This window comes from Enterococcus sp. HMSC061C05, from assembly GCF_001814765.1.
Taxonomy (GTDB): domain Bacteria; phylum Bacillota; class Bacilli; order Lactobacillales; family Enterococcaceae; genus Enterococcus_B; species Enterococcus_B lactis.
Window position 1 is genome coordinate 187,433 of record NZ_KV817725.1, and the last position, 26,522, is coordinate 213,954.

22 protein-coding genes and 1 riboswitch are annotated in these 26,522 nt (G+C 36.8%); of the genes, 12 read left to right on the forward strand and 10 right to left on the reverse strand.

Annotation, left to right across the window (positions count from 1 at the left end; genetic code table 11):
- Positions 1-2 precede the first annotated feature (2 nt).
- The 3 genes from HMPREF2988_RS02320 to HMPREF2988_RS02330 all read right to left on the reverse strand — a co-directional run bounded on the left by HMPREF2988_RS02320 (position 3) and on the right by HMPREF2988_RS02330 (position 4,579).
- The gene (locus HMPREF2988_RS02320) at positions 3-1,304 is read right to left on the reverse strand and encodes a carbohydrate ABC transporter permease (protein ID WP_070769919.1); all 1,302 of its coding nucleotides are present in this window, start codon (positions 1,302-1,304) and stop codon (positions 3-5) included.
- A 146-nt stretch (positions 1,305-1,450) separates the two neighbouring features.
- A complete protein-coding gene (locus HMPREF2988_RS02325) occupies positions 1,451-2,710 on the reverse strand; it encodes an extracellular solute-binding protein (protein WP_002290727.1) in 1,260 nt (419 codons plus the stop codon).
- A 102-nt stretch (positions 2,711-2,812) separates the two neighbouring features.
- On the reverse strand, positions 2,813-4,579 hold the full coding sequence (locus tag HMPREF2988_RS02330) for a glycoside hydrolase family 13 protein (protein WP_070769920.1): 1,767 nt from the start codon (positions 4,577-4,579) through the stop codon (positions 2,813-2,815).
- A 407-nt stretch (positions 4,580-4,986) separates the two neighbouring features.
- Here HMPREF2988_RS02330 and HMPREF2988_RS02335 point away from each other — a divergent pair, with 407 nt between their 5' ends.
- The 5 genes from HMPREF2988_RS02335 to HMPREF2988_RS02355 all read left to right on the forward strand — a co-directional run bounded on the left by HMPREF2988_RS02335 (position 4,987) and on the right by HMPREF2988_RS02355 (position 8,644).
- Positions 4,987-5,835 carry a YitT family protein gene (locus HMPREF2988_RS02335; protein WP_070769921.1) on the forward strand — a complete coding sequence of 283 codons (849 nt, stop codon included), beginning with the start codon at positions 4,987-4,989 and terminating at the stop codon, positions 5,833-5,835.
- 103 nt (positions 5,836-5,938) lie between these two features.
- Positions 5,939-6,373 carry a VOC family protein gene (locus tag HMPREF2988_RS02340; RefSeq protein WP_070769922.1) on the forward strand — a complete coding sequence of 145 codons (435 nt, stop codon included), beginning with the start codon at positions 5,939-5,941 and terminating at the stop codon, positions 6,371-6,373.
- 176 nt (positions 6,374-6,549) lie between these two features.
- Positions 6,550-6,960, forward strand: coding sequence for an organic hydroperoxide resistance protein (locus tag HMPREF2988_RS02345; protein WP_002290719.1), 411 nt, complete (start codon positions 6,550-6,552; stop codon positions 6,958-6,960).
- Positions 6,961-7,016: 56 nt separating this feature from the next.
- Positions 7,017-7,457 carry a MarR family winged helix-turn-helix transcriptional regulator gene (locus HMPREF2988_RS02350; protein WP_002290718.1) on the forward strand — a complete coding sequence of 147 codons (441 nt, stop codon included), beginning with the start codon at positions 7,017-7,019 and terminating at the stop codon, positions 7,455-7,457.
- 149 nt (positions 7,458-7,606) lie between these two features.
- Entirely contained in the window at positions 7,607-8,644 is a 1,038-nt protein-coding gene (locus HMPREF2988_RS02355; protein WP_002290717.1) for an AI-2E family transporter, read from the forward strand.
- 134 nt (positions 8,645-8,778) lie between these two features.
- Here the strand turns inward: HMPREF2988_RS02355 and HMPREF2988_RS02360 are convergent, their stop codons facing one another.
- The gene (locus HMPREF2988_RS02360; RefSeq protein ID WP_070769923.1) at positions 8,779-10,011 is read right to left on the reverse strand and encodes an LPXTG cell wall anchor domain-containing protein; all 1,233 of its coding nucleotides are present in this window, start codon (positions 10,009-10,011) and stop codon (positions 8,779-8,781) included.
- Positions 10,012-10,158: 147 nt separating this feature from the next.
- Here HMPREF2988_RS02360 and HMPREF2988_RS02365 point away from each other — a divergent pair, with 147 nt between their 5' ends.
- The gene (locus HMPREF2988_RS02365; protein ID WP_070769924.1) at positions 10,159-11,712 is read left to right on the forward strand and encodes a helix-turn-helix domain-containing protein; all 1,554 of its coding nucleotides are present in this window, start codon (positions 10,159-10,161) and stop codon (positions 11,710-11,712) included.
- Between the two features lie 110 nt (positions 11,713-11,822).
- Here the strand turns inward: HMPREF2988_RS02365 and uxuA are convergent, their stop codons facing one another.
- Positions 11,823-12,908, reverse strand: a complete 1,086-nt coding sequence (gene uxuA, locus HMPREF2988_RS02370) for a mannonate dehydratase (RefSeq protein WP_070769925.1) — start codon at positions 12,906-12,908, stop codon at positions 11,823-11,825.
- Positions 12,908-14,545 (reverse strand): mannitol dehydrogenase family protein, encoded by a 1,638-nt coding sequence (locus HMPREF2988_RS02375; RefSeq protein ID WP_070769926.1) that lies wholly within the window; start codon positions 14,543-14,545, stop codon positions 12,908-12,910. Before HMPREF2988_RS02375 ends, uxuA begins: the two co-directional genes overlap by 1 nt.
- A gap of 183 nt (positions 14,546-14,728) precedes the next feature.
- On the opposite strand from HMPREF2988_RS02375, the gene HMPREF2988_RS02380 reads away from it, so the two are divergent.
- The 5 genes from HMPREF2988_RS02380 to HMPREF2988_RS02405 all read left to right on the forward strand — a co-directional run bounded on the left by HMPREF2988_RS02380 (position 14,729) and on the right by HMPREF2988_RS02405 (position 18,885).
- Entirely contained in the window at positions 14,729-15,388 is a 660-nt protein-coding gene (locus HMPREF2988_RS02380; protein ID WP_070769927.1) for a GntR family transcriptional regulator, read from the forward strand.
- Between the two features lie 144 nt (positions 15,389-15,532).
- Positions 15,533-16,096 (forward strand): alkyl hydroperoxide reductase subunit C, encoded by a 564-nt coding sequence (gene ahpC / locus HMPREF2988_RS02385; protein WP_002400252.1) that lies wholly within the window; start codon positions 15,533-15,535, stop codon positions 16,094-16,096.
- Between the two features lie 9 nt (positions 16,097-16,105).
- Complete coding sequence (ahpF, locus tag HMPREF2988_RS02390) at positions 16,106-17,635, forward strand: alkyl hydroperoxide reductase subunit F (protein ID WP_070769928.1); 1,530 nt, start codon at positions 16,106-16,108, stop codon at positions 17,633-17,635.
- Positions 17,636-17,914: 279 nt separating this feature from the next.
- On the forward strand, positions 17,915-18,265 hold the full coding sequence (locus HMPREF2988_RS02400) for a DUF2200 domain-containing protein (RefSeq protein WP_070769930.1): 351 nt from the start codon (positions 17,915-17,917) through the stop codon (positions 18,263-18,265).
- 98 nt (positions 18,266-18,363) lie between these two features.
- A complete protein-coding gene (locus HMPREF2988_RS02405) occupies positions 18,364-18,885 on the forward strand; it encodes an HdeD family acid-resistance protein (RefSeq protein WP_002290703.1) in 522 nt (173 codons plus the stop codon).
- 303 nt (positions 18,886-19,188) lie between these two features.
- Here HMPREF2988_RS02405 and HMPREF2988_RS02410 read toward each other — a convergent pair whose 3' ends face one another.
- The gene (locus tag HMPREF2988_RS02410; RefSeq protein WP_070769931.1) at positions 19,189-20,475 is read right to left on the reverse strand and encodes a hypothetical protein; all 1,287 of its coding nucleotides are present in this window, start codon (positions 20,473-20,475) and stop codon (positions 19,189-19,191) included.
- A 211-nt stretch (positions 20,476-20,686) separates the two neighbouring features.
- Here HMPREF2988_RS02410 and HMPREF2988_RS02415 point away from each other — a divergent pair, with 211 nt between their 5' ends.
- On the forward strand, positions 20,687-21,838 hold the full coding sequence (locus tag HMPREF2988_RS02415) for a cation:proton antiporter (protein WP_002319954.1): 1,152 nt from the start codon (positions 20,687-20,689) through the stop codon (positions 21,836-21,838).
- Positions 21,839-21,935: 97 nt separating this feature from the next.
- Here the strand turns inward: HMPREF2988_RS02415 and HMPREF2988_RS02420 are convergent, their stop codons facing one another.
- The 3 genes from HMPREF2988_RS02420 to HMPREF2988_RS02430 form a co-directional block, all read right to left on the reverse strand.
- A complete protein-coding gene (locus HMPREF2988_RS02420) occupies positions 21,936-23,972 on the reverse strand; it encodes a penicillin-binding protein PBP4(5) (protein ID WP_070769932.1) in 2,037 nt (678 codons plus the stop codon).
- 130 nt (positions 23,973-24,102) lie between these two features.
- Positions 24,103-24,987, reverse strand: coding sequence for an LCP family protein (locus tag HMPREF2988_RS02425; protein ID WP_024635234.1), 885 nt, complete (start codon positions 24,985-24,987; stop codon positions 24,103-24,105).
- A 92-nt stretch (positions 24,988-25,079) separates the two neighbouring features.
- Positions 25,080-26,243 carry an FtsW/RodA/SpoVE family cell cycle protein gene (locus HMPREF2988_RS02430; RefSeq protein ID WP_002290697.1) on the reverse strand — a complete coding sequence of 388 codons (1,164 nt, stop codon included), beginning with the start codon at positions 26,241-26,243 and terminating at the stop codon, positions 25,080-25,082.
- Positions 26,244-26,366: 123 nt separating this feature from the next.
- A riboswitch (M-box (ykoK) riboswitch) is annotated at positions 26,367-26,522 on the reverse strand.

The following is a 26,522-nucleotide window of genomic DNA, read 5'->3' on the forward strand; positions in this document are numbered from 1 at the left end:
GTTTAATCCCCCATATTGAACGCATTTGTCTTTTTGAACACTAGCAAAGATACGCAGATAACGATGATGGAGATAATCAACGTGATGGCTGAAGCCATAGAATACTGCGGAGAAGTTCCAGTCGTAAGTTTATAAATCCATGAAATCAGGATATCAGTAGAACCAGCTCCTCCACCCACGCTTCCGGGGCCTCCATTGTTAAATAGGTAGATCATAGAAAAATTATTGAAATTCCCAGTATATTGGGTAATAAACGTTGGTGCTGCAACCAGAAATACAGCTGGAAGTGTGATATTTGAAAAACGTTGCCATGCATTTGCTCCATCGATTTTTGCTGCTTCATACAAATCTTCAGAAATCGACTGTAAAATCCCTGTAACCATTACATAGATATAGGGAAATCCTAACCATCCTTGAACTAAGATGATTGCCGCTTTCGTCCAGTTCGGGTCCGTTTTCCAAGAGATTGCACTGATGTCTACAAAAGGAAGCTGGTTTATGAAAGGAATCACTTGAGTATTGATGGCACCTACGCTATCGTTGAATATATTCGAAAAACTCATGATAGTAATAAAAGCTGGGACCGCCCATGGTAATAAGAAAATGATACCGAAAATACGTTTGAATTTAATAAATTTCTGGTGAGCAACAACCGCTGTGAGAATACCAAGGGTGATTTGCAAAGTTGTTGCACATAACGTCCAGATTACGGTCCATGAAAAGACTGCAAAAAAAGTATTGCGATATGAACTCAAGAAGAAGATGCTAAAAAAGTTTTTAGCCCCTACCCAATCAATCAAACTGGCTGGTGGAATATGATTAAAGTCATAATTGGTAAATGCAGTAAATAATGTGACTAAGACTGGGAAAATGATGGTAAAAATCATGAGAAGATACGCGGGAAGTGTCAATAGATAAGGAAAACCTTCATCACCTATATTATGTATGACTTCCTTCATCGTCCGATTGATTTTTTTGTCCTCTTTACGCATCCTTGCTACTCGATAGGCGTCTAAAAGATTCAAAGCGTAAAAAATCAAGAAAATGATCGTAATGATGAATTGCAAAGTGCCTTCAATCAAAATAAATAATGAATGATCTTCCATTGGTATACTTCCCAAAGTAACCAATCCTATCAATGCATGAAATCCGCCCAAGAACATCTGACCAATGAATAGGACGAATATGGCGAAAAAAATGATACCTTTAAAAGTTTGGCCATTTACAAACTGCCCCATCCCCGGAATAAGTGAACAAAGCGTGATTTTTTTTTCGTTGATCTGGCTTGTTTTATCTTGCTGCATCTGAATGCCCCCTCTAAACTTGCTGAACCGCAAACTACTTTTAAGATAATGGCAACAAGAGCAAGATAATTTTCCATCTCGCTCTTGCCACCTCTATCTGAAGCACCTGTTCCATTTTTTATAAAAATGGACGGTTATCATTTTAATCAGTATTTTTGTTCTATGGCTTCACTGATTGTTTTCACTGCTTCATCTGCGGATTCTTTTGGTGTTTTTGAACCTGATGCTGCATCGAACATCAAGTTTTCTGCACCTGTCCAAACTTCACCCATTTCTGGGATGTTTGGCATTGCTTGAGCTGTTTCATATTGTTCGATCACAGCTGTTGTTAATTCATCGTTTTTAGCCTTGGCTGTTTCCCGAGCTTGTTGATTTGCAGGGATTTCATTTACCATTTCAAAGAATTTCTCTTGATTCTCCTGATTCGTTACATAATCGAGCCATTTTTGAGAGAGATCTTTATTTTTAGCATAATTGCTGACTACCCATCCTTTTCCTCCGCCAAATGGTTGATAAGGCTGTCCATTGTTTAGAGTAGGGATTTTTGCAACACCATAATTGATATTGTTTTCTTTGTATGTTTGCGCTTGCCATGGGCCGTCAATAATTGCTGCAGTTTTATTGGACATGAATTGCTGGCTGGCGAAGTCTCCTGCACTTTTTATGTCTTGCATTCCCTTAGGCCAAACATTTTGGAACCAATCTGTTGCATAAGAAATTCCTTCTACAGCACCTGCATTATTCAAACCGATATCAGAAGGATCTGTACCATCATCACCGAATACATAGCCACCGTAACCTGCAATCAAACCATAGGAATAATAAAAGTCAGTCCATTTAGCTAAAAATCCTGTATTTTTTCCTGCTTCTGACTCAAAAGCAAAACGACTGTCTTTGGATAGATTTTCCAAATCTTTAAACGTCGCTGGTGCTGTATCGACTAAATCTTTGTTATAGTACAAAACAAGGGTCTCGATTACTGCAGGCTCTCCATAGATTTTTCCATCATAAGTCACTTGGGCCTTGTCTGTTTCATCGTAAGCTGATTCATTTCCCAGTTTTACTTCCGCCAGATGTCCTTGCTGTCCTAACGCACCGATCCGGTCATATGCTGCCATCATAACGTCAGGTCCCTTTCCAGCAGGACCATCTAACGCTAATGATTCTAACTGATCGAACATGTCCTTTTCTACCAGCTTGATCTTCACATCGTTTTCTTTTTCGAATGTATCTTTTATTTCGTTTATATAATCTTTATATCCAGAATCAACGGAGACTGTTAACGTTTTTCCTTCTTCCGTGTCCCCTTCTGCTGAAGAATTACCATTGCCACAAGCCGCTAATCCGCCTAAGATTCCTAAAGAGACTAACCCTAAACCTAATTTTTTCGCGTTTCGTTTTTTCATCTTCATTTCCTCCTGTGTATTCAACGTGCTGTTACACCATTATTATAATGGGCACAAATCTTCATTTGCAAACGCTTTCTTATTGTTACCGGTAACAGTTTTTCAACACATAATCAAAAATCCGTATTGCTGTATCTCTGCTTTCCCATCTTCTAATAACTGACAATTTTGACTAAGAATAACCTCATTTTCCTGTTCTACTATCCAAGGTTCTTCTGACTGATTGAAGTAAATATGGATAATCTGCCCCTCTAGTTCACGTACAAAATAGAGCTTATCTTCACGATCATTTACTATTAGCCATTGGGTAGCTCCTTCAGAAAGAATCTTAGACAACTGTTTCCTAAGAGAAACGAGCTCTTTTATAAAACCGAACAGTTCTAGATCTTGTTTTTCTTTTTCCCAGATCATACATTTTCGACAATCTGGGTCTTCTCCACCAGTCATCCCTACTTCTGTCCCATAATAGATACAAGGAGATCCTTTTTGAAGAAACATAAAAGTCATCACAGATTTCATCAATTCCTTGTTCCCATTACAAAGAGTTAAGATCCTTGCAGTATCATGAGAATCTAATAAGTTAAATGTCCCTTCGTTCACCTGATCTCTGTAAAGCATTTGCTGATGATTCATTCCACTGACCATTTGCGAAGCTGTAATTTTCTTTTTTGCAAAATAATCTTTAATTGAATCTGTAAATGCGTAATTCATTACTGCGTGGAATTCATCCCCTTGTAGCCAAGCTTGTGAGGAATGCCAGATCTCTCCCAGGATATAGATATCAGGTTTGATGGCTGTAACTTCTTCTCTAAGTTTTTTCCAAAAATGATGATCCACTTCGTTTGCAACATCTAGTCGCCATCCATCAATATCGAATTCTTTTATCCAATAGGTGGCAATATCTAGTAAATATTTTTGAACCTCTGGATTTGCTGTATTTAGTTTGGGCATGAATGGAGTAAAAGCAAAAGTATCGTATGGAATATTTTCAGCAGTTTCTGGCACATCAGTCATCTGATAGGAATCTACTGGGAAAAAGCGGATATGGAACCAGTCTTTATAGATTGAATTTTCTCCGTTTTCGAGTACATCTTGCCATTGGGGCGAATGGATCCCCATATGATTGAATACAGCATCAAACATGATACGTATCCCTCTTTTATGCGCTTCATCAATTAAGTTTTTTAAAAGTTTTTTATTTCCAAACGCGGGATCGACTTCATAATAGTCGATCGTATCGTACTTGTGATTGGATGTAGCTTTAAATATGGGACAAAAGTATATTCCATTGATACCAAGGTCTGTCAAATAATCCAGATGATCCATCACACCTTGTAAATCCCCGCCAAAGAAATCTTCACGATCTGGATCTTTGCTTCCCCAAGCCAAAGTATGATCGGGATCATTTTCTTTATCCCCATTTGCAAATCTTTCAGGAAAAATTTGATACCATACTGTTTCTTTCACCCATTCTGGTACAACGAAGCGATCAATTTGATGGAAATAAGGCATTCGAAAATAAAAATTTGGTTCAGCAATCACATTTTCTCGATAAGGAAAAACACCTTGATCCCCATAGAAACAATCCGTGCTGTCTTCTCCAATAACATGGAACGCATATTGTAATCGTCTTGTTTCACTTGTCAATTCAACTTCCCAATAATCATGCACATTTGTACTTAGACATTTTTTCATTGATCGTTCTTTTTGATACCATTTTTCAGTTGTTATGGTATACGGATCTCCGCTTAACACATATACTTTTTTGATGTCATTCTTCCGAGTACGAAGCCGGATACGGAATTTTGTATTCGTATATAGAAATGCATATTCACTTTCCGGTCGATGATAAATTGCAGCTGTGTCCATTGATTTCCTCCTTGCGATTTAATATTACGTCCTCACTATAAGTGATAGAGATAGAAAAGACAACGCTTTCAAAAATGTTATCGGTAACAGTTTTTTTGACACTTTTCTATTACTTTTTAAGCGAATTCAACAAATAGATTCAAAAACTTTTAAAAGTTTTTGAATCTATTTTCTACCTATTTCGAGTTCTATAGTTATCTTAGTTTCTCTGTTTCTCTGCTCTCTATATTCGATCCTCCTAATTGAAAAAGTTTTTTTAAGAGTTTTTGTTTGATCAAGTGATTTCAGATAAGTTGAGCATCCTAAATTAGCCAAGCCTAATTTTTTCTTAATCGAAGTTAACTTATAGTGAAAAATAAGTTATAATAAGATAAGAATGCTGTTAATCAACTAAAGGAAGTGGATAAATGAAAGAAACAAGACAATTTATATGGACATATGCCAAGATTATTTTTGCCCTCTTTATATTAGGAGTCGCTATCAATATGTTTTTAGGGCCTCATCATATCGCTGCTGGTGGTGTCAGCGGACTAGGAATATTATTGGAAGCTGCTTTCGGTTTTGACCGTGCTATAGTCATTTTAGTATTGAATATTGTTATGTTAGTGCTAGCTCTTCTGTTTTTAGGTAAAAAACCTTTTTTCAAAGTGCTTTTTGGAAGCTTAGTTTTTCCTTTGATCATCGCGGTAGTACCAGAGATGATGATTACTTCAGATCGGTTGTTATCTGTCATTTTTGGAAGTGCGATTTTTGCTTTAGGAGTGGCCATCTTATATAAAAATAACTCTTCCAGTGGCGGCACGACGATCCCTCCCCTCGTTTTTAAAAAATATTTCCACTTGAACACTTCGATCGGCCTATTTCTTACAGATGCTTTCGTCGTTTCTCTCAATCTGTTTGTTTTTGGAATAGAAGAATTTCTTTACGCTATCTTATCTATTGCAATCACTTCAATCGTCATGACCTATATCGAAACAGGGATCAATCGGAAGAAATCCGTCATGGTCATGAGCGAACATTCTTTGGAAGACATTCGCCTTCGCTTAAGTGCTGAAATCGGACGCGGGCTTACCTTGCTGGAGGCAAAAGGCGGCTATAACCGAAAGTCAAAAGAAGTGTTATTGATCGTTGTGACCGATCATGAATTCTCTCGAATGAAACCTCTGATAAAAGAAATTGATCCAAGCGCCTTTGTCATTGTCAACAGCGTAGCAGAAGTAATGGGACGCGGATTTACTTATCATCCAATCGAATGAGTTGGTAAGTAATCAATACCATTATTTTGAATGCGTTTTCTTTAACTGGTATAATAATAGAAGAAGTAAGTAAATGTTCGATTGAAAAAGAGAGGAGAATTTTATGCATAAAGGAACAGAAATCGATTTTGTATTAAATGACAGTTTGAAAGCTCTAAAACTTTATCAAACGATCTTTGATGAAATAGAACTGATTGAGGCAACAGAGTATCCTAGAGGCAATAATGAAGTCATTTTTTCCTTGTATGGCACGCGGTTCCATATGCTGGATGAAAATCCGCCCCTTGGTCTGACTGCCCCTACTGCTGAACATCCAAATACGATCTGGTTCAATATCATCGTCTCTGACATTAAGGGCACACATAATAAAGCATTACGAAATGGCTGTGTAGAGATCCAAGAAATGACAGAAATGATGGACTTTGGTGTGACCAATTCGATGTTCAGGGATCCTTTTGGTTATTTATGGATGCTTCATCAGGTTCATCGTGAAGTAAGTTTTGAAGAAAGAAAACAACTTTTTGAAAAATATATGTAAAGTTTATGATGAGATTAGTTCTTGTCACTGATATTTTTTTGTAAATGTTCTTATTAGAGGAAGCAAGTTTGTTCCATGTGCTTTCTCTTTTTTCTTGAATAATCAATTTCTTTGCTTTTCATAATTAAGTTGTGTACAATCTAATTGTATCAAATATAATAAAAGGTGGTAATCTTATGAAAAAAATGTATTCTACAAAAATGATCAACACAGGCGGACGTTCTGGAGAAGTCCATAATCCTGATCACACATTCGAATTAAATATTGCAGCTCCTGGTAAACGTGTTGAAAACGCAACAAATCCTGAACAATTGTTTGCAGCTGGTTTCAGTGCCTGTTTCAACAGTGCATTGGAGTTGATTAAACAACAAAAAAATATTTCTGGCGCTTCTACTGTCAGCGCACAAGTTTCTCTTTATTCCGAAAGTGAAATGAGCTTTGTCTTAGGCGTAGAGATTGAAGGATCTATCGAAGGCCTTTCTCTAGAAGAAACCCAAGAATTATTAGAAGCTGCACATAAAGTGTGCCCCTATTCAAAAGCGACAGCTGGAAATATCGAAGTTACTCTGAAAGCTGTTAGTGAATAGACTTTTTTGTGTAAATCCGCTATGATACACTATAGTGAAACAGCGGAGGTGGAAAAATGGAAGATCTATATTTAGCTAATCAAGTATGTTTTCCTTTATATGCCGCCTCTAAGGAGATCATCAGGCACTACACTCCCCTTCTCAAACCGCTGGATCTTACCTATACCCAGTATCTTGTGATGCTAGTTTTATGGGAAAAGAAAAAGACTACAGTGAAAGAGCTAGGAAATGATTTGTGTCTGGATTCTGGTACGCTAACCCCCTTACTGAAGAAGTTAGCAGAAAAAAATTATATCAAGCGTCAGCGTGAAACGGATGATGAAAGAATCGTAAATGTTACGCTCACTTCTCAAGGAGTTGCGTTGCAAAAACAAGCAGAAGGTATTCCACAAAAGATCAAGTCTTATCTTCCACTTGAACAGGAAGAATTGGATACACTGCAACATCTGACCCGAAAAATGCTAGATAATTTTCATCAAGACCAGAAAAAGGGCTGAAACTGCTAGATGAACGATTTTATGAGGAAAACCAACTCGTAAGATAACGTCATTTAGCGGTTTTTCTTTTTGCTCTTTCCCTTTCTTATTTTCGTATTCCATCATATAATGAATAACGTGTTTATTTTTGTTATTTGGAGGTTGTCAAATTGTCCGTTTATCAGCGTTTTTTGGCGAATGAAAAAATACGTCGCCTCACTGTTTTATTATCTGTCATTTTTGTACTTTTCTTAGTGAGAAGTATGATTACAACCATTTTACTCACATTTATCTTTACTTACTTGATGATCCACCTTGTTCAGATCATTCAGCGATTTGTCCGAATCCCTACAGGTATTTTAGCCATCATGATTTATACATTGATCGTTTATCTTATCTATCTGGCATTCACAAAGTATATCCCGATGCTTATTCATCAAACATTCGATATGATTCAATCTGTTATTGATTTTTACGAGCATCAACCAAAAGATGCGGATCCAGTTTTACAATACATCCACAATTATATCGAGCGGAACGATTTCTTTGAACAGCTTCAAAATGGTGCGTCAATTGCGCTTGGCTATTTACAAGATATAGGAAAACTGGCCGTGGCGTTCGCTATGTCGTTCATCTTAAGTTTCTTTTTTATGATTGAAAAGCAAAAAACGATTTTATTCTCACGGTTATTTCTAAAAAGTGAATTTTCTTGGTTCTTTCAAGATCTATATTATTTCGCCGATAAGTTTGTCAATACATTTGGCTTAGTATTAGAAGCTCAATTTATTATTGCTCTTTTAAACACATTACTGACTACTATTGCTTTGGCCGCATTTGGCTTTCACCAACTGCTGAGCTTAGCAATTATGATATTCATCCTAAGTCTGATCCCTGTAGCAGGCGTTATTATTTCTTGTATTCCTCTATCTTTCATTGCTTATTCCCAAGGAGGAATCAGAGATGTTGTTTATATCCTGATGACGATTTTGGTTGTGCATCTGATCGAATCTTATGTACTGAACCCAAAATTAATGTCTAGCAAAACAGACTTGCCGATTTTTTATACATTCGTGGTCTTGCTTGTTAGTGAACGATTCTTTGGCGTTTGGGGATTGATTGTCGGCATCCCGATTTTCACCTTCTTTTTAGATGTGCTGAAAGTGAAAAAGATTCCGAATCATTCACCAAGAGAAACAGATCTCCTTTAAATTAAAAATGAAGAAAGATAAAAATTAGAACGACCCTAAATATCAGATTTAGAATCTGTTATTCAGGGTCGTTTTATTAATATTACTTTTTCGTTTGTAAAAATGTGTTCTCCGACATTCTTCAAATGTCAGTGTCATCTATTTTGTTTAAATCTTTTTACAGAAAACATTGTTGTTATACTTAAAAGAATGATTCCGCTCCACAGTATGACTTTATTTTGTGCTTCTCCAGATTTTGGCAGCTGTTTATTTTTCGTATCAGGACTAGCAAGGATTGTATCTTTTCTACTTTTTAAAGTCTCAGCTGGGTGAGGGCTATCAAATCGTTGTGTGTCTGTATTCTGCTTCTCTTCATTTATTTGTTGAATGGTTGTATTTATTTTTTGACTCTCTTTCTTTTCATCCTTTTGGGTGCTTATCTCTTTTGCCGTTATATTTGTTTCAGGTGTTTTTTCTGGCATTTCTGGGGCCACATCTGGCTTTTCTTCAGGAACCCTATTTGGTGTTTCTGGATTCTCAACCTCATTATCCGTGTCTGGTTTTTCTTCTGGTGTTACTTCGTTGCTAGAGTCCGTATCTGGTTCTGGAGTCACATCTGGTTTCTCTGGATTCTCGGTTTCATTATCTGTGCCTGGTTTTGTTTCCGGTATTGTTTCGTTTCCAGAGTCTGTATCTGGTTCTGGACTGACATCTGGTTTTTCTTCGGGAGTTGTTTCAGGTTTTGATTCATTGTCTGGCTCTGGCTTCATTTCTGTATCAGGCTCTTCACCAGGTTCTATTTCCGGTTGTTGTTCTCCGTCTGGATTTTCTGTAGGCGGTATATCAGGCTTGTTTTCATTTTCTGGTTTATCCGTTGGTTCCCCAACAAGATCTCCTCCTCCTGAGTCGATTGCTGAATCTTGCTCAACTGTCTGCCGTTGACTATACGGCGTCAGATAATGAAGATCGTTCGGTAAGCCATCTGATACTTTGACAGTAAACAGTGCTGGTTTTAGCAAGTCCTGATTTAATGTGACGGTGAAAGTAAATGTTGCTTGCTTGTGTTGGATAGACAAAGTATTCTCGTCGTAACTGATCAATAAAGCAGGGTCAACATTCTCAAATGTAACAGCTGATTGTCGTATCGGTGCTAAGTCTCCCGAATAATCAACTGTTGCTTTGATGGTCGCTGTTTGTCCTTTTTTTAATTTTGTGACACCTGAATTGAAGGAAGAAAATTCATCTTGGAAAGTAATTCGATTGACATTGGCCCATTTGGTTTCTGCCCAATTTGCTGTTCCTATCTCCTCTGTATGCACTGTCTGATTTATAGTAAGCGATAAGCTTAAGGCTGTAAATGTTGAGATTAAGATGATTGGATATCTCATAACTCTCTCACTCCTTGATTTTTTTGTATGCAAGAAATAAGATAGTAGAGATTGTGCCTATATGTTTACTGTCTTTTTGTCTAGTTTCATGAAAAAAACAGTAATATTTTCAAGTTTTAACAATTTAACTAAAAAGGAGCGCCCTTCATGCAAACCCAAGAAGCGATAAAAACGTATCTTTTGAAGAAAAAAAGCAATACAAAATTAGATATTTTTCTTTACCTGTCTGAACATCGTTTCTTTATTACTACACAATATTTAGCAGATCATTTCCATATGTCTGAATCAAATTTTTTATTATACATCAAAGAATTAGAACAAGATTTTGAGCGTCTCAATCTAACAAAACTGCATATTGATAAACAAAAACCTTTTTTGAAGTTGAATTTTGAAGGAATTGATCCGGCTTATTGCTACTATCGTCTATTTGGAAGGTACTGCAACGAATCGGTCAGTTATCAGATCTTGACTTCTTTGTTCAGTTGTCAGACAAATTCGATTATCAGTTTAAGTCAGCAAACGAACTATAGTGCCTCTTATCTGTATACGAAAATGAAAAAAATCAATGCATTTTTAGCATTGTATGGTTTGTCTGTCTCCTTTTCTAATAATGGAAGAAAGTCCTTTTCTGGAAAAGAAGTACAAATCCAATATGCAGCATTAGATATTTATTGGAATATCTTTTCAAGTACTGCTACAGATTTTTATGATGAAGAACCACAGGTAGTTGCTTTTATGATGAATACTTTTTTTAAAAAAGAGGTACTTGACCGACTGAATAGCGGTATGATGGATAAATTATATTTGCTGTTGAAAATATGTAAAGAGAATTTTCCGGCTACTTCTGTGAAAGGTGTACAAAGAGAATTTGAAGAGTATGAATATATTGACTTTTTTATTGATCCCTCTGTCGATATTTTGCGCCCCAATCTGCCAATTTGTCGCGAACAACGCATCTTAGTGAATATTTTAGCTCGGCTCTCTATCACGAAAATCGAATCAGATAAAACAAGTTTGGAGCAATACGAACTTTTAAGAAAAGCAAATGTTCCTCATATTCTTTATTCAAGAAAAATGGTGGAATCCTTTTGTACAGTATTTGATTTGTTTATACCTGAAAAAGAAAAGATTCTTTACTCGTTGGCGTTCGCACGAAATAAACTTTATAATGGATTTCTTAACTTCAATCAACCAAATACGCCCCTTCCTACTTTTATGCTTTATCAAGAGCACAACGTATTGAAAGAAATCCAAACAGCTATCGAACGATTTTACATGGATTTCAGAGAACAAAATCAACATATGCTGCCAGATATTTTAGAAAAAGAAAATGTGCTATGGATGGTCGAAGATCTAGTACATTTATATGATCGTTACAAAAAACAACCGCTGATCGTGATTGGTGTGAACTATACGCGTGATTTTTATATCAGTAAAGATTTGATTGTTAAGATAGAACAAATTTTTTCAAATGAATCGATCAAAATACAAAACGATTTTATGGAGAACTGTAACATCGTTATCAGTGACTGCCCTTTGAAACAATTGCCTTCCCACATCAAAAAAATATATATTTTAAAGGGAATCATCACACCAGAAGATTGGAAAAAAGTGATTATGAGGATTTCAGAATATATTTTTGAATTAAAAGAAGAGGCTCTTATAAACCAATCAGAAAAAGAAAATCAAGATAACCTCTAGTTCCTAGACCAAAGAAGTGACATAAATCCGTATACTGTTAAAAAGCATACGGATTTATGTCACAAAAGTTTGAATATCTTTTTCGTTTACATAATAAAATTATAAATTATTTACTGATTTTCTTTACGTTCATTTCCTTTTTCAATTGCTTCCCATAATCCATTTAGATATACCGCACCTAATGCTCGATCATATAAGCCATATCCTGGTCTTCCTGTCTCATTCCAAATCATTCTGCCATGATCAGGGCGGATGTATCCGTCAAATCCGTTGTCATACATTGTTTTTAGAATACGGTACATGTCTAATGAACCGTATTCTGATTTATGCGGTGCTTCATAGAAATCTCGATTATCTAAAAACTTGATATTTCGAACGTGAGCAAATGGGATCCGATCTCTTTGGCAAAATTCTGCTAAAATTTCATACACATCATTTTCTGGATCTTCTGCAATACTTCCTGTACAAAGAGTGATTCCGTTAGAAGGACTGTCTACTACTCGGCACAACCAATCTAGATCTTCTCGATTCTTTACGATTCGAGGTAATCCAAAAATCGAGTACGGCGGGTCATCTGGGTGTACAGCCATTTTGATCCCTACCTCTTCACATGTCGGGATGATTGATTGAAGAAAATAGGCAAAATTTTCTCGAAGTTTTTCTTCGTCTACTGATGCATACGCTTCAAGCAAAGATTTGATATGAGCTAAGCGTTCAGGTTCCCACCCCGGCAACTCGAATTCATTGCTGGACTGTTCGATGCGTTCGACGATTTCTTTTGGATCATCTGGAATATCAGCGGATATAAAAGCTAACGTAGACGAGCCATCTTCTAAGCGGTAATCAAGATCAGATTTGACCCAATCAAATACAGGCATAAAATTATAGCAGATGACTTCTATTCCATATTCTGCCAAGTTTCGAATCGTCTGCTTATAGTTTTCGATATACTGCTCACGGGACGGTAATCCAATTTTAATGGCATCATGCACATTGACGCTTTCGATAACCTTTAGTGTCAATCCACGAGACTCAATTTCTTCTTTTAATTCTTTGATCCGTTCCCTAGGCCACACTTCTCCTACTGGTATATCCATCAATGTGCCTACAATACCTTTGACTGCAGGTATTTGTCTGATTTCATCTAAAGTAATCTTTTCCTCTTGTGAACCGTACCATCTAAAAGTCATTTCCATTATAAAGTTCCTCCATGTTCTTGTAAGTAATTCTGTAATGTTTTTCGTACGGCATTGGGTCCTGCCAACATTTTGATGAACATTCCTTCTATTTTTCTGCCAATCTCAGCTTGATAAAGATCTACACCAAAAATTTCTTTATTTGACAAAATAGGAGCAATTTTCTCTTGGATATGTGAGATATCTTGCGTACCCAATTGAATGTCAGAAAGCCTGTGCTGAAGTTCTATCAGCAAAGGATCTGGACTCGGTGTGAATGGTTTTCCTTGATCATCAAGGCCAATAAGGTATCGAAGCCAAGCAGCGAGAATCAATGGGATGAACACAAGAGTCTGCGGGTCCTTATTTTCTATTTCCATATATTTTTTAATCGTCTCACCGTAACGAATCGCCACCTTTTGAGAGGTATCCGTGGCGATTCGCTGAGGCATGTCAGGAATATTTGGATTAGGAAATCGCACAGTGACTACTTCTTCAAGAAAGGTCTTTGGATCAATGATTCCAGGCGATTCTACGACTGGAAGACCTTCATTGTACCCGATTTCAGAAACTAACAGCGACAAATCTGGATCATTCATCTCCTCAGCTATACTCCTATAACCCAGTAAACAACCCATAATAGCTAAAGCCGTATGCAAAGGATTAAGACAAGTCGTCACTTTCATCGTATCTGCTTTATCTACCGTTGCACGATCAGTCAAGAACACTCCAGCTTTTTCGAATCTCGGACGTCCGTTTGGGAAATGATCTTCCATGATTAAATAATGGATGTCTTCTGTATTGACGAATGGCGCAATATTGGTTCCCTTTGCGGTTTGCAAGATCGACATATTTGAAAAGCCTTCTTCTGCCAACATTCTGCTAACTGATATGGAAGGATTCGGAGTGATACGGTCAATCATTGTCCATGGAAACGCAACGATTTCTTCATTCGATAAGTATTGGATAAATGTTTCTGGTACATAACCTTCCTTTTGCCATTCTTTTGCGATCGCTAGCAACGAAGTACGTAATTGACTGCCGTTTTGTGAAAAATTATCTGTAGAGACAAGTGCAATCGGCCAAGCTTCCGATAAAAACCGTCTATAAAGTAGTGCAGTAAGAATACTCATCGTATGTGATGGCTTTTTCGGACCATTTTTTATATCAACTGCAATCGGTCCTATATATTTATTACTTGTATCTTTCAATCGATAACCTTTTTCAGTAATAGCAAAAGTAACTAATTGTAAACTCGGATTTTCAAAGTGCCCAATCATCTTAGCAAAGTGTTCCGAGCAATCTGGATGACAATACAGACTGTCAGCTGTCGCAGCTAATATACGTTTGACAAATTTTCCACTGCTTGGCATGACCACTTCAAGAATCAAATCATCAAAATCTCGGTAAGCCTTTTCAATTATTTCTTCATCGAATGTTTCACAAACAATGACACCAGTGGGCAATTCGCCTTGATCCGCTAAACGTTGAGCGATTTCTGCATGAAATCCTCGATAAAGATTTCCGCCACCAAAATGGATCCAGACAGGATTTCTTTGTCCAGTTTCTCTTAATGATGCACGGTCAAAATGAGGTATTTCTACTTCTTTTTGAGATAATTCAGGAATAAAATTCTCCCAGTTGTTTAAATCAATCATTTTTCCCCTCCTAAACTAACATATCAGTTTTCGTCTTCAAATGAATTTTATGCAATAAAAACCGCTGTGTCAATCAAAATTTTACTTTTTATACAAATTTACTAGTTTAAGTGACATATCAGATTGTTTTTCAGATCTCTTCTGTTATACTACGTTCATAGAAATGATTTTGGAGGTATAAAAATGAAAAGTAGCTTGCAATCTCAAGCTTATCAAGCGATTCGTAAACAAATCATCTATGCGGACCTAGAACCTGGAAGGAAAATATCTGAAAAGGTGTTGGAGGAACATCTTTCTATCGGCCGAACCCCCATTCGCGAAGCATTGATTCAACTACGTCAACAAGAACTCGTGTACACAGTTCCTCAAAGTGGTACGTATGTTTCAAGAATCAATCTCTATTCTGCAGAAAATGCTCGATTTGTTCGAGAGCAATTAGAACAGCAGATTATGATCGAATGCTGTTCCAAATTGGACCATCAAACACGAATAGTGTTAGAAACGATTTTAGAAGAACAAGAAAAAGCAGCCAAAATAAAGGATGAACGTGCGTTTTTTCGTGCAGATAATTTATTTCATGAAGCTTGTTTCGAAATTGCCGGCAGAAAAGAAGTTTGGAACTGGTTAGATGACCACAATACCCATTTAGAACGTTTTCGTTGGTTAAGAGTGACCATACAAGGGCTTCCATGGGAAACGATCATGGAACAACATGAAGATTTATTCAGAGCATTAGTCGATAAAAAACCAGAAGAAGCTCGTTTTCAAACGGGATTGCACTTGCACATGATGCTGAAAGAACAAGAAACTGTCACTCAACGTTATCCTGAGTATTTCAAGTAGTTGTATTTTCTTATGCCTCTTCCATTTTATAATTAACCAGCGTTTTTGAGTAATCTTTATTAAATAACAAAATATTCATTGACTTTCTAACTCCAACTAAATTACAATCATTATAAATAAATAATTATTATTGGAGGTTTTACTATGTCATTGATTGGGAAAAGAATCGAAGAATTTAACGCTCAAGCTTATCATCAAGGAGAATTTTTAGAAATTAGCGAGAAAGACCTTATGGGGAATTGGAGCATCCTATGTTTCTACCCAGCAGATTTCACTTTTGTTTGTCCTACTGAATTAGAAGACTTACAAGAACAATACAGTACATTGAAATCTTTGGGCGTTGAAGTCTTTTCTTGCTCTACAGATACCCACTTTACTCACAAAGCATGGCATGATACATCAGATGCTATTGGTAAAATCGAATACACGATGATTGGCGATCCTTCGCATCGGATTTCTCGTATTTTTGATGTGTTGGATGAAGAACAAGGATTAGCTCAACGAGGAACATTTATTATTGATCCAGACGGCATCGTTCAAGCCATGGAAATCAATGCAGATGGAATTGGTCGTGATGCTAGTGCACTGATTGATAAGATACGGGCTGCTCAATATGTACGTACCCACCCAGGTGAAGTTTGTCCGGCAAAATGGAAAGAAAGTGGCGAAACATTGAAACCAAGTTTTGATCTTGTTGGAAAAATTTAGGTAGTCGATATGTTAGATAAAGAAACTAAACAAAACCTCGAACAATATTTAGCGCTGATTGAATCTCCTATTGTTTTTTCTGTTAGTCTGGATACTAGTGAAAATAGTCAAAAATTAGCAGAATTTACGAAGGAAATATCAGAAATGTCTCCTAAAATCTCTTGGGAAAAAAAAGAGTTGACGCGGACACCTAGTTTTTCTATCAGCCCTCTTGGCAAAGAAAGTGGAATTGTTTTTGCTGGTATCCCCCTCGGTCATGAATTTGCTTCTTTTTTACTAGCACTGTTGCAAATTAGTGGACGGGCACCGAAAATCAGTGAATCTTTGAGTCTCAAAATCAAACAAATCAAACAAACGCTGCATTTTGACAGTTATGTCAGCTTGACTTGTCATAATTGCCCCGACGTTGTACAGGCATTGAATATATTAGCTGTATTAAATCCAAATATTACTCATACGATGATTGAAGGCGGTATGTTCCAAAAAGAAATCGATGATAAACAAATCATGGCAGTGCCAACAGTTTTTTTAAATGGTGAAGAATTTAGTAGCGGACGCATGACGATCGAACAAATCGTTGAAAAAATCACTGGTCCTTTGGTTGAAGAAGAATTAGTTGAAAAAAAACCTTATGATGTATTAGTGGTCGGTGGAGGACCAGCAGCTAGTAGTGCAGCTATCTATGCAGCACGTAAAGGAATCCGCACAGGGATTGTTGCTGACTCCTTCGGTGGACAAGTCGTTGAAACACTGGGAATTGAAAATATGATTGGTACCCCTTACACGGAAGGGCCAAAATTAATGCAACAAGTAGAAAATCATGTGCGTAGTTACCCTATCGATATTATGATCAATCAACAGGCTGTTTCCTTAAATAAAGAGCAAGATTTTATCACTATCGGCTTGGCTAACGGCATATCACTTCAAGCAAAAACGGCAATTATTGCGACAGGTGCGCACTGGCGTTCTATCAATGTACCGGGCGAAAAAGAGTTTAAAAATAAAGGAATTGCTTATTGTCCACACTGTGACGGCCCTCTATTTAAAGGAAAAGAGATTGCTGTTATCGGTGGTGGTAATTCTGGTGTTGAAGCAGCAATCGATTTGGCTGGGTTAGCAAAACATGTATATGTTCTAGAATTCTTACCAGAATTAAAGGCAGATCAAATCTTACAGGATAAACTAGTCTCTCTTGCGAATGTCACTGTTATCAAACATGCAGCGACGAAAGAAATCAGCGGTACGAATCAGGTAGAATCTCTCTCCTATATCGATCGCCGTACGATGGAGATGCATACACTAGCTGTTTCAGGTGTATTCATTCTAGTCGGCTTACTTCCTAATACGGATTGGCTAGATGGAACGATCGAAATGAACCCAAGAAATGAAATAGTGACCGAGAAAAATGGCGCAACGAATATCCCCGGCGTTTTCGCAGCTGGTGATTGTACAGATAGTCCATACAAACAAATCATCGTTTCAATGGGTTCAGGAGCTACTGCAGCTTTAGGAGCATTCGATTATCTGATGCGCACTTGAGCGATGAAGATTGTAAAAAAGTCAGATAGAGGTTGTGAGCCTACCGTTCAGCTCCGAGTCACAAGGAACAATTTCAATAAACAGTTTCTCGTGTTTGTTGAATATTGTGACTTGTGACTGAGGAGTTGGCAGGAAAACACCGTTTATTCGGAAAAAAGGATTGTGATAAGAATTTTGCCACAATCCTTTTTGTCTTTTTTTTTGAATAATCACTTTTTCTTCTCTTTTTCTTATATACTATAAGTAGTAAATAGTTTGAGAGAAGAAAGGTGACTGATTGTGGCGCAAAATCGTATTTTTAAGACAAGTTTTGCAAGCGTTTATCCCATGTATGTAGCAAAAGCAGAGAGAAAAGATCGTACAAAAGAGGAAGTAGATGAAATCATTTGCTGGCTGACAGGTTATTCCCAAACAGAACTAGAAGAGCAACTACAAAAACAAGTGACTTTCGAACAATTTTTTGCGGAAGCCCTTGCCCCCAATCCTTCTCGTTCTTTGATTACAGGTGTTGTTTGTGGTGTGCGAGTAGAAAACATCGAGGATAACTTGATGAAAGAAATTCGTTATTTAGATAAAATGATCGATGAGCTAGCAAAAGGCAAAAAAATGGAAAAGATCCTCAGAAAATGATCTTTCTTAAGAAGCTCTTCTCCTTCACTCGTTTTGTACCGTTTGATTTGGTAATATGACTGGTTCACGTTAAAATAAGTCAAAGGAGGTTTTCTTATATGTTTGAGACGATTAAACAAAATATTCAAAAATACGCCTTATTAAGAGCTGCTGTTTATATTATTTCTGGGATTGCGATTGTGCTAAACCCTTCTGCTGTTTTTCATTTTATCGGTTATCTGATCACTGCCTATCTTGTTTTGCTTGGGTTGTTGAATCTTTTTGAGGCTTACCGTTTTAAAAGGAAAACAGGTTCTTGGAGTATCGGTCTGTTTAGTGGTCTTTTTTTCCTGATCTGCGCGCTGATCGTTTATGCTTTTGCACCTGCAATCGTTTCTATCCTGCCGATTCTTCTTGGATTAGCTGTTATCATCAACAGCTTGTTCCAGTTGTTCTTCAGTATGAATACAAAAGCTAAAAGTTGGAGTGTTTATAGTATTCTGTTGTTGATTGGCGGATTCGTCTTATTGTTCAATCCATTCAAAAGCTTGATGGTTCTATTTCAAATATTCGGTTTCATCTTGATTTTCATGGGCATCCAGGAGATCATCAATTTTATCAGAATAAGAAGAATGTATTGAGTTTTATGCTTTAAAAACAATTCCATTGATTGTAGTATACACAAGAAGACCTTATTTTATAATTACGGGACTGATGAATCAGAATTGATTCTTCGGTTTCTGTTTGTATGTTATGAAAACCCTAGTTATGCTAAGGTCTGCAGAGAGTTTCCCGCGTGGTAGTAAAAAAACTCGTTAAACTATTAAGTTGAAGTGGATTTCCGATGAAAAGAAAACCTCCAGTTCACACTGGAGGTCTTAATTCACAAAGATAAAAAAATCTCAGAATTTTTCTTTTTATAATAAAAGAAAATGAACAACTCCCTATCTTTCGCTATATGCCTGAACAGTTCTGAGCTGTAATCTATTCTGCTGGCACCTTTGGACTTCCTTTTTTATAGTATCCATTGTTTTTTTTATTTCATGATGAGAAACGATAGTTCCAACATTCTCGATAATCTTTTGCTTATCTAAATCTGTTAAAAAATAAATACTAGTAGAGTCATTTGTTTTATTTTTACCCAAAAGTTTTTTTAATTTATTATATTTAGTTCCAGTATGGTTATGTTTAAGAGAGGCATTTAACATAGGTAAAGCAATCCGATCAAGCGGAAGCTTATTTTTAGTTTCAGTAAAATATTGATTGAACAACCTACTATTTTCCTGTTTTTTTGAAAATTTATTATTCATATCTTTTCTCTCTATTTTATTATAACTGTATAAGCTGTTCAATTCTCTAAAATAATAGATTGTTTTGGGACCATAACCTGCTTTTTCTAATTGACGACAGGCAATTTCTGTAAGTATTTTATTCAATGACTCATTACTCGGCTTACTTTGTTCTATACGAAACTGTTCCAATTTATCTTTCAATGCTCCTGTCCATGATTTTACGCAACAATTTCCTATAATTTGCGCACTTCTGATCTTATCACCATAATATTCCTTGGTTGCTACTTTACTGAGGAGTCTTAAAGGAATATACTCTTTATAATTTAGTTTTTTATTATTGATATCCAAAGGAATATTGAATTCTCCTCTGCCGTTCTCAAGGGCATAAATCATCTCTGCAAAATTTTTTTCTGTGTCTTTTATTTCATAAATGTAACTTACTTTCCTCTTCATCTGTTCCCTATTTTTAACAACTAAAGATTTCTCTGATCTTTCAGGAGGAGCTATTCCAGCTTTATCAAAAATTTCTATCTGAAAAAAACCAGCTTTTTTTTGGATGGATGCTGTTACAAGATGTGAACTTTTTTCAGTTTTGAAAGAAAGAGGTATCATAATAAAACTACTGGAATCATTAACAACCAATTCATTGGTATATTTGCGAAATAATTCAGCATTTTCAAGCGCATAAGTACTTCTTACAAGAGATTCTTTCATATTTTTTGTATCTATTTTAAATTCATCTTCACTTAAATCAACTAAGTTAATAAATAAAGGGGTCAAATCTGAAATAAAATTTGTTTTATTAAAGCGATTGATATCGTTTGTTTTAAAATGATATTGCTGAGCAAAGGCATTAGCAATATTGTTAACCCATTGATCATTTTCGATACGTGCTAATCTTTCGTTATCTATTTCTTGTATTAATTTATGCTCGCCCATAAGCTTCCTCCACTGTGATAAATATTTAAACGTTCTGATAAGTCATCTTAACATATTTATCCAATCCATAATTTTAGTATAAAAACTATTTTTTTCTATTAAAAGAAAAAATTGTGACTATAAGATTTGTTTACAAGTATATTGTCCGAAAAAATTAATAATATATGTTATGCTAAGTTCGGGCTATATTTTATACAAAGGAATGATGAGAATGGAATTTATTGGTATTCTATGCCTGATATTGATTTCAACAACGATTGGCTCACATATCTCTAGGAGATTAGGTATTCCAGCAGTAATCGGACAATTACTTGTTGGTGTTTTGCTAGGACAAGCTGGATTGAATTGGGTCAAACCGGATATTCTAGTCCATGACTTCTCGGAGATTGGTGTAATCTTATTGATGTTTTTAGCTGGTCTGGAAAGTGATTTATCTCTTTTGAAAAAATATTTCCGACCAGGCATGTTCGTTGCTTTACTTGGAATCATCTTCCCTGTTGTTTTTGGTTGGCTAACAGGCGAAGCATTCCAAGTTTCGGGAAATGAAGCGATTTTCTTTGGGATTATTCTTGCAGCAACTTCTGTCAGTATTTCAGTTGAAGTATTAAAGGAACTAAACGTGGTGAATACGAAAGAAGGCTCAACTATTTTAGGCGCTTCAGTTGTAGATGACATTTTGGTCGTTTTAGTCCTAAGTTTCAGTCTATCTTTTCTCACTGGAGAAGCTTCTAGCAATGCTTCTTTACCGCTTGTTTTGATTGAACAGCTCGTTTACTTTGTTTTTATTTTCTTATTAGTCAAATGGATTGCACCCTTCTTGCTTTCATTTGCAGAAAAAGTGTACGCAAATTCTTCTATTATCATCGTATCGCTAGTTATTTGTTTAGGTATGTCTTACGTAGCGGATCTTGTAGGTCTTAGTTCTGTCATTGGTGCCTTTTTTGCTGGGATAGCAGTCAGTCAGACAAAGGTCAAAGAAGAAGTATACCACAATGTTGAAGCCTTAGGATATGCAGTATTTATACCAGTATTTTTTGTCAGTGTAGGATTAGAAGTTGATTTTTCTGACTTTGGTGAGCAGCTGCTCTTTATTTCTATATTGACGCTTGTAGCGATTTTGACCAAATTGCTTGGAGGGTATTTTGGTGCTCAGATTGCCGGTTTTTCTCAACATAGTTCGTTGATGGTCGGGGCTGGTATGATTTCGCGTGGAGAAATGGCTTTGATCATTTTGCAAATTGGACAGCAAAGTCAATTGATCGAACCACAGTACTATTCACCTTTAGTAATCGTGATTTTATTAAGTACACTTATTTCTCCACTTGTTCTGAAATATTTTACAAAAAAAGTTTATGAAGTGTGAGTGACCCAGAAAGCGGTCGTGAACCTGTCGTTTATTCGAAAAAAAGGACTGTGACGATCCCGTCACAGTCCTTTTACTATAGTTAAGAAGTCGTTCTTTATTGATAATTTTGGTTGAGGTATTGTAATAGTTCGGGTGCTCGTTTAGTTGCTGAATCATCATCTTCTTTATTTTCCAACATGCTAACCATCATATAACCTTGGTTATCAGGGTTGAAAGCAAACAAGAAACTGTTCTCTTTCCCTTTTTCATCCTGTTTTTCTTTGATTTCCGCTGTACCAGTTTTCGCTGCCAACGGAATCCCTAAAGCAGAAAGAGAATGTGCTGTACCATTTACATCTTGCACAACTTCTCTCAAATCTGGCACGATCGTCTGTACCGCTGTTTCGCCGATGACATTCTTCTTGTCTTTTGTCTCTTTATCTGCAATCAATTTAGGATAGACAAGTGTGCCATTGTTGGCAAAAACAGAATACATTGCTGCTTGCTGGATAGGATTAATTAGAAGTTCGCCTTGTCCATATCCAGTATCAGCTAGCAAGATATCTGAATTAAAGCTCTCTTCATTAGAAATTTGTGCTGGATTCATACTGATTGGCAAATCAAGGTCTTCACCAAAAATAAATTTATCCAAACCTGCACGGAAATTCTTCTCCCCCATTTTCAACGTTTCTTGCGCCATATATATATTATCGGAATAAATCAAAGCAGTTTTTAAGTCTACTTGTGACACATCACTAACACGAGTTACTTGATACGATCCCCAAGAACTGTCTTTTTGCCATTTAAGTCCGTTGATCGTCAACACTTCATTTGGATCGATAGTGCCGTTGTCGAGACCGATTGCTGCTGTGATCATTTTAAACGTAGATCCAGGAGCATAACCTGTCGCAAATCGGCTGATGAATGGTTGTTCAGGATTTTCTTCATAAGCTTTGTAGTCTTCTTGTGAGATCCCGTTTGTCATTTTGTTTGGATCATAGCTTGGAGAGCTAGCAAGCGCAAGAAGATCACCGGTTTTTGGCGTTGTCGCAACAGTCGATCCAGCTTTTCCTCCTAGACTGTCGAAAGCTGTTTTTTGTGCCTTCGCATCGATTGTCAATTTGATATCTTTGCCGTTTTGGACTTCATGCTCGATCAGAACCTTTTTCTCGACACCGTCTGCATCTGTGATGCTTAATTTTCCACCTGTAGTCCCACGAAGATCCTTATCAAAAGCCATTTCCAAACCAGATCGTCCGATTTTTCCATTACTGCTTAATTCTGGATTTTTATCAATATCTTCTGCTGTGATATCTCCCACGTAACCAATCAGTTGAGCAGCTGCTTCACCCAAAGGATAATATCTGCCGTCTACTTCTTGGATGGTAGCTCCAGCTGGAAGTTCTGGCGTTGCTCCATCAATGATTTTCAATGGGACAAAGTAATCGGGTTGTACCCAGCTTTGTGAAATAGCCTGATTGATAGCATCTTCTGTTAAATCGAATGCGGAAGCAATGGCTTTGATATTGGCCGTTTTTTCGTCCCCATCTCCAAGTTTGCTTGGAACGACTCCTAATTGTTTTAGTTTGCCGGTTGTTGCTAATGGTTCCCCATTTCGATCTAAAATGTTCCCTCTTGTTGCTTCTTGCGTGGTCAGGCTTACTTTGTCATTTCCTTCCATTTCTGGAAAAACCAAGTTAGGCTGCCAGTTGATCGTGGTTTGACCATCATTTCTGTCTAATGTTCCTTTATAAGAAAGATCTTTCAATTCACCTAATGAGGTATTCATCTTTGCTTTATATGAAAAGCTATAAGTAGAATCATCTTTTTTATCTACTTTTAGATTTGATATCTCAAGTCCTTTGACATCGGCAGCACCGTATATATTTTGGTATTTTTCTAAAATCTCTTTTTCAGATAATGCACTTTTATTTTTGGCCTTTTTCGATGCCATTCCTGCAGCTTTGTTATAATCTCCTTTGTTCAAAGCTTGGACAAATTGCTCAACCGTCTTTTCTCCAGCTTCTACTGCTTGGGTTTCTTGATAGTGCCGGTAGTAAAAATAACCGCCACCTGCAGCTGCTATTAGGATCACTGCGCCGGCAATATAAGCGCCTGTTCGATTTTTGCCGTGCTTGTCACTTCTTTTCATTTTTTCCTCCTTCTTTTGCTTGCTATTCCTTTATTTTCACTATTTATACCTGTTTATTCTAACATAATAAAAGAAGTCAGAACATAACATAAATTGTTATTTCTAACTTCTTTTATTTTCTTTTCTTTCCTTAATTATTCAGAAATTTTTTGATTGCTTCTTGGTTTTTGGTCAAATCTAATTCCAGAACACTTCCGGAAGGCGTATTGTCGTTGAAGTCCCAACTGCCGTCTACTGGTACGGATAATGTATCGATCTTTTTATTATCGTCTTTGAGGAAATCCATACCGCAATCCAGTAGCACACTCTCAGGAAGGTTCGTTTGGATACTACCAAGTAGTTTTCCCACTGCTTTCGGTAATTTAAATATCGAAGTGACGTCTTTCAGCTGCTGAGAGATAGCTTTAATCACTTGTTGCTGTCTTCTAATCCTCCCAAAGTCCCCTTCTTCGTCTTCACGGAATCGAGCATACTGCAGTAACGTATTGCCATCCATTACTTGCTTCCCTTTTTTTATATATACGCCATCTAAATCTAAAGATTTTTCTGCATCAATCTTTACTCCATCAGGAAACAGTTCATTGACGCAATCGATAAAATCTTGAAATGTGATACTTGCATAATACGGGGCTTCAAATTTGAAATTTTCCTTTAATGTTTGGTTCAATAAATCAACTCCTCCGTAAGAGTACGCTGCATTGATTTTATCCATTCCATAACCTGGTATATCGACATATGAGTCTCTCATGATAGAGATTAGTTTTGCTTGTTGTGTTTTCTGGTCGTATTGTGCAACCATAAGTGAATCTGAGCGACCATTTTCGTCTTTCGAACGGGCATCCGAACCAATCAAAGCCACGTTTAGTGTGGTAGGGACACTTTTCGGCTCTACCTTTTTTACAGTTGAGGTCTGTTTTGCAGACGAAAATCCATGGACAAATTCAATCGAAAAAAAGCCGACTACTAGTGTAAGCAGTAACAAAACAGATAATATGATTTTTTGAAATACTTTCATTGCGAATTCCTCTTTCTAAAAAGAATCTCTCGCTTGAAAAATAAAAGATAGTCCTTTATGATAATTCAAACTGAGAGATTCTCAGTTTCTCTTTATTGTTTTTCAGGTCGATAGAGCGGCAACTCTTCGGCCTGTATCTTCGAAGAAATATTCAACGTGATCCCGATTCCTAAAGAAAGGATCAGATAACTTGTTCCTCCATAACTAACAAATGGTAATGGCACGCCAGTCATTGGCATAAGCCCTGCGATACTTCCCACATTCATTATCGTCTGAACGAATAGCAAAGTTCCGAATCCTAAAAGAAACAATCCAGCTTGCTGATTTTTACAACGACTGCTTAAACAAAAGATTCTCATGCATAATGAGAATAATAAGAAAAGTACACACAATGCACCAATTAGCCCAAGCTCTTCTGTAATGATCGAAAAAATAAAATCTGTTTCTGTCTCTGGAAGATATCCCTTTTTTGTGATACTGTTTCCTAATCCTCTCCCCCATATGCCACCATTGTATAGTGCATAAAACGAATGAGTCATTTGATAGCCCGCACCATGACTATCTATGAAAGGATCTCTTAAAGTCGCAATCCTTTCATAAGCATGATTGAACATCTGGGGAAGCCAGCCTTTGTTTCCTAAATATAATACTCCGCCGGCTGCTCCAATCAATAAGGCGGAAAAAGTAACAATCAGATAGATTCCTTTTTTAAATGGAACTGCTGCTGCCCAAAAAATGACCCACGCAATCGAAAGAATCATCAATGCTCCAGCAATCTTTGGCTGGAATAAAATCAGCAAAGTTATGCCTACTGTAATCAAGAAAGGTTTTTTTAGGTCTTTTGGCGGATTATTTCCGTCACGAAAAAACCAGCTTAGATAAAAAATCAGAAAAAGATTTGCTAATTCTGAAGGCTGAAATTGAATGCCAAACAGAGAAATCCAACGTTGCGCGCCATTAACAGTGACACCGAATATTCCTACTCGTACTAAGATCAAAAAGAAAATCGATAAAGCTAAACCATATCCTGCTATTTTAGGGTGAAGTAAATAGTGCAGTTTGATTGAACGAGCTAAGAAGATTACGCCCCAACTCAAAAATATGAAAATCAGTTGGCGCAATAATAGACTTTTTGTATTTTCATCTGCTTGCAATAAGCGATAAGAACTAGCACTGTATACTTCTAAAAGACCGATCATGGACAAAGTCAAATAAGGACCCAAAATCCACCAATCGATCTTTTTTCTTTTTTTCACCGCATCTCCTCCTCACACAGTAAACCACTTGTCAGGTGAGGAGCGAGTTTGTCTCATCAAATAAGTCAGTCTTGAAAATATAAAGAAAAGGTCAGAAACCTTTTCGAACAAGAATTCTGACCTAGCATCATCTCATCGTCCGAGTTTTAGCACTATACAACGTAAAGAAAACATTCTTAGCTATTGGAAAAAGCCTTAATCCGACAGTTTCTGTTTTACCCATTGGCGACTTTCGACGTTTCTGGGCAATAGCCTATGTTTGTATAGGAGCCTCACCTA